This window comes from Oliverpabstia sp., from assembly GCF_022785585.1.
GTDB classification, from domain to species: domain Bacteria; phylum Bacillota; class Clostridia; order Lachnospirales; family Lachnospiraceae; genus Oliverpabstia; species Oliverpabstia intestinalis.
Genome location: NZ_JALFPR010000153.1, coordinates 1 through 3,401 on the forward strand (window position 1 = coordinate 1; position 3,401 = coordinate 3,401).

General features: G+C 42.1%; 5 protein-coding genes. 4 read left to right on the top strand and 1 reads right to left on the bottom strand.

Translation table 11 applies throughout. The features are described from left to right. The coding region (locus MSA64_RS10715) for a LacI family DNA-binding transcriptional regulator (protein WP_287891579.1) at positions 1-709 on the bottom strand (709 nt) is incomplete at its 3' end. A gap of 284 nt (positions 710-993) precedes the next feature. On the opposite strand from MSA64_RS10715, the gene udk reads away from it, so the two are divergent. From udk to MSA64_RS10735, 4 genes are read left to right on the top strand one after another with little or no spacing between them, the layout of a single operon-like run. Beyond that, positions 994-1,605, top strand: a complete 612-nt coding sequence (gene udk, locus MSA64_RS10720; RefSeq protein ID WP_154432257.1) for a uridine kinase — start codon at positions 994-996, stop codon at positions 1,603-1,605. Positions 1,606-1,637: 32 nt separating this feature from the next. Then, positions 1,638-2,126 (top strand): anaerobic ribonucleoside-triphosphate reductase activating protein, encoded by a 489-nt coding sequence (gene nrdG, locus MSA64_RS10725; protein WP_106492756.1) that lies wholly within the window; start codon positions 1,638-1,640, stop codon positions 2,124-2,126. Between the two features lie 10 nt (positions 2,127-2,136). Beyond that, complete coding sequence (locus MSA64_RS10730) at positions 2,137-2,652, top strand: deoxyuridine 5'-triphosphate nucleotidohydrolase (protein WP_106492696.1); 516 nt, start codon at positions 2,137-2,139, stop codon at positions 2,650-2,652. A gap of 12 nt (positions 2,653-2,664) precedes the next feature. Then, the gene (locus MSA64_RS10735; protein ID WP_287891581.1) at positions 2,665-3,132 is read left to right on the top strand and encodes a hypothetical protein; all 468 of its coding nucleotides are present in this window, start codon (positions 2,665-2,667) and stop codon (positions 3,130-3,132) included. Positions 3,133-3,401 lie beyond the last annotated feature (269 nt).

A 3,401-nucleotide genomic window follows, 5' to 3' on the forward strand; every position in this document is an offset into this window, starting at 1 on the left:
GCATATAATTATCCTCATAAAAGCACATTCTTTCCTTTTCTGTCTTTGGTATCTCCCATCTATATGTTTCTCCTTGCGCAAAGGCTTTGAGAAACCCCTCGATGCGTTCTTTATCCATGCAGATGAAATTATCAGCTATGCATAATGCTTTTTTATGTCCCAGCTCCTTTAAGTATTTTCCGGCTTGATAGCCGCCGTTATAATGATCGATGACCAAATTTACTACCTTTGAGCATTTTTCAAAATAGCCGTCATACACTACAAACGAAATCCGCATCTGATTTCTAAGGCTTTCATAATCAGCTTCACAAAATCCGATCAGAATCAGTCCATCCATATTCCACATGGATGCACATACCGGAATCTCTCTGATATCAGATGTCGTTTTTATCATCAGAAAATATCCTTTTTCATTCACCTCACGGGAAAGAGCATTCAGCGATGCCATCACAAACCCATCCTCTAAAACCCTGCCCTCATACTTTTCATGGTCATTCACCACCACTCCGATGATTCTTGAATTATTTCTTGCAAGCAAAATACCAGCCATATCCGGGATATATCCTGACCTTTCAAGTTCCTGCTGGACGCGTTTTACCGTCTCATCTGAAATCTTTTCTGTTTTGCCGTGGATCACTTTTGAGACAGTGGCAGTACTAAGACCTAACGTATCTGCAACATCTACGATTCTAATCCTGTTTTGTGTCATTTCCATTCCTTCTTCTGTGATATTATGATTATATGGTACATTATAAATGTGAAATTTACAAAGGTTAAGCGCATAACCTATTACAAAATTATCATTCGATTTTTGTGAAAGTTTGCTATTCCATTACACATTTTCCTGCATTATCTGTTCCGGAAATCGTTAGAGATTGTTTTGCGGAAAATTACCGGAGATCGGTGCGGACTTTCCCGTTCTTTTCCTTGCGTGGGAAGCCATGGTGTGCTAAACTGTTCAGGGAAATAAACACAAAGGTGGAACGATACGTAATGAAATGTACGATCATAGGAATAACCGGAGGAACCGGTTCGGGAAAATCAACGTTTACTAATCGCCTGAAAAATGAATTTCCGGATGATGTGGCAGTTATTTATCATGACAATTATTACCGGTGTCAGGATGCCATTCCCTTTGAAGCGAGAAAAAAAGTGAATTATGATCATCCGGATTCGCTGGAGACGGATCTTCTGACAGAGCACCTCAAAAAGCTAAAAGCAGGAGAAAGCATCGAATGTCCTGTGTATGACTATAGTCAGCATAATCGCTCAAAAGAAACGCTTCATATAGAACCAAAGAAAATTATTCTCGTGGAAGGTATCCTTCTTCTGACGGATCCACGGGTACGGGAACTGCTGGACATCAAAATTTATGTGGATGCAGATGCGGATGAGCGGATCCTCCGGCGAATCATCAGAGATGTAAAGGAACGGGGAAGAGATCTGGATAATATTGTAGAGCAGTATCTGACCACAGTAAAGCCGATGCATTATCTGTATGTGGAACCGATGAAAAATCGGGCAGATATTGTTGTCAACAGTGGAATGAACGATGTGGCTTTCGATGTGGTAAGATCTAAAATCCGGGATCTGCTGGCAGAATAAAAGTAAATTTAGAGAAAGGATATAATGGATTTATGAGATACCATGATATAACGAAAGATGATATGTTAAACGGTGACGGACTGAGGGTGGTTCTGTGGGTTGCCGGATGCAGCCATCACTGCAAAGGCTGTCAGAATCCGATTACCTGGGATCCGGAAGGCGGAGTGCTGTTTGACGAATCTGCAAAACAGGAGATTTTTGAGCAGTTGGACAAACCGTATATAGAGGGAATCACTTTCAGCGGAGGTGATCCGCTTCATGAGAAGAATGTGGATGAAGTTACGGCTTTTGCAAGAGAGATTAAGGAAAAATATCCAAAGAAGAATATCTGGCTGTATACAGGATATCTGTGGGAAGATATTCAGGATCTGCCGATTGTTTCTTATCTGGATGTGATAGTAGACGGCAAATTCGATCTGGAACGCAGGGATGTGAGTCTTCCATGGAAGGGAAGCCCGAATCAGCGGGTGATCGATGTACCAAAATCCAGAGAAGTAGGTCTGGTAGTATTACACGCATAAGGAGAAAAGAATGAAAAGAATCGCAAAATTTCATAAAGTAAGCTGGGAACAGTTCCGGAAGGACTGGGTAGATACCTTCGGGGAACAGCCGGAAGAAAAGATCCGGGAAATATATGAAGGTATTAAACTGCCAAAACGTGCCACCAGGGGAAGTGCCGGATATGATTTTTTTGCACCGGTCAGCTTTACACTGGCGCCGGGAGAGATGGTAAAGATTCCTACCGGTGTCCGGGTGGAGATGGCAGAAGACTGGGTGCTGTGCCTGTATCCGCGAAGCGGTCTTGGTTTCAAGTACCGCCTGCAGTTGAATAACACCGTGGGAATCATTGACAGTGATTATTTTTATTCGGATAATGAAGGGCATATGTTCATGAAGCTGACCAATGACAGCAAAGAAGGAAAAACGCTGGAAGTTGGACAGAGTGAAGGAATGGTACAGGGAATCTTCATGCAGTACGGAATCACTGAAGACGACGATGCAGATGGAGTGAGAAATGGTGGTTTCGGAAGTACCACCGGAAAATAAGGGATAGAAAAGATGAAAGCGAGAAACTGGCTTTTTTTAGCTTCTTTTCTGCTTATGTTAAAAGGAGCTATGGATATCAGTATTTATTATGTGCAGTATCTGAGTCTGAGTCTCAGATATATACCGACTGCACCGGCGCAGATGCACAGGGCCAATGTACTGTGTATTATCTACGGAAGCTATGGAGTATGTCTGTTGATAGTAGGTGTTCTGGGAGTGATCTTCCGGGAGAATCCACGAAGACTACGATTCCTGATGACTACGGGGCTCATATTGTTCGGTTTGGGCTTTTTTACCGGCATGGTAAATTATCTGGTGCTTTTATGGGATGGACACAGCATCAGAGATGCCGTGTTCAGTGTGATCACGAGTGTCCTGTTACCGGCAATGTTTATCCATACTACCTATATCGGAAGACTGGAATATGCGGAAGATCTGAAATACGAGGATATCGGTGATGATAAAGACAAGGATGTGTAATTCTTTTACACATCCTTGTCTTTTTTGTGTGTACCGGATCCGAAAGGGGAAGCGTATGTAAAATCACTTTACAAAGTCCCGGTTTATTTAACGCTTATTTTACGGAAGACAACTTTCGGTTTTAACATAGATTTTCTATACTCTCTTTGTCAGATAAATAATAAAGAAAAAAGGTAACTATTCAGTAGCCACTGTCCCGCGAGGTGTTTTGACATGAATATGTCAAAATCCCGAGACATACAAGCCAAAATGCCATCACCGAAGGTGAT

Bases quoted from the DNA above. Each gene is read 5' to 3' on its own strand.
- udk (WP_154432257.1), top strand. From the start codon at position 994: ATGAAATGTACGATCATAGGAATAACCGGAGGAACCGGTTCGGGAAAA.
- nrdG (WP_106492756.1), top strand. From the start codon at position 1,638: ATGAGATACCATGATATAACGAAAGATGATATGTTAAACGGTGACGGA.
- MSA64_RS10730 (WP_106492696.1), top strand. From the start codon at position 2,137: ATGAAAAGAATCGCAAAATTTCATAAAGTAAGCTGGGAACAGTTCCGG.
- MSA64_RS10735 (WP_287891581.1), top strand. From the start codon at position 2,665: ATGAAAGCGAGAAACTGGCTTTTTTTAGCTTCTTTTCTGCTTATGTTA.